At 48.3% G+C, this 609-nt stretch carries 1 protein-coding gene and 1 pseudogene; both read right to left on the bottom strand.

Features of this window, described 5'->3' with window-relative positions:
* On the bottom strand, window positions 1–402 hold a 402-nt coding region (locus tag ACWHAR_RS29245), incomplete at its 3' end, for a class I SAM-dependent methyltransferase (protein WP_452088717.1).
* Window positions 399–609: pseudogene (locus ACWHAR_RS29240) on the bottom strand (TIGR01212 family radical SAM protein); the annotation flags it as partial. The gene ACWHAR_RS29245 and the pseudogene ACWHAR_RS29240, both read right to left, overlap by 4 nt.

Raw genomic sequence — 609 nt, 5'->3', positions numbered from 1 at the left:
ACCTTCGTCTTTCATGATGCTGAGAAGCTGTTCAATGGCTTTGATCGTAGAACTGCCGTTTGTCGTAATTGATTTGTCCCCGCCCGGCAAATAGCCGAGGTTAAATACCGCGGCCGCCACTTTGCCATGTGTTTCAGGCGGGAGGGATTCAACGATTTTATCATGGCTTTTGTGAAATAACGTTGTTCGCGCTTGATACATGTCACCGAGCCGTTCCTTTGTATTGGCCACGGCTGATTCTTGGATGTCGAATGCGTATACATGGCCGTTTTCACCGACAAGCTCCGCTAAAAACTGTGTATCATGTCCATTGCCCATTGTCGCATCTACGACAATATCTCCTTCTCCCGCGGCCATTTTCAGCAGTTCTTTGCTGTAAGGAAGAATTTTCTTCAAAATCATAGCGCTGATTCCTCCTCAAGGCGCTGAAAGAACTTTCCTTGATAGCTGCCTCGATTTTCTAGCTCTTTATTAATGGCCCCAAGCACTTCCCATTTGTTGACGCTCCACATCGGCCCGATCATCAACTCAATCGGTCCGTCGCCTGTAATCCGGTGGACGATCATTTCAGGCGGAATGATCTCAAGCTGATCGCACACGAGCTGCACA

The organism is Bacillus sp. LR--39 (assembly GCF_053613335.1).
The sequence above is the reverse complement of the archived record's forward strand: the minus strand, read 5'-3'. Positions and strand labels throughout refer to the sequence as shown.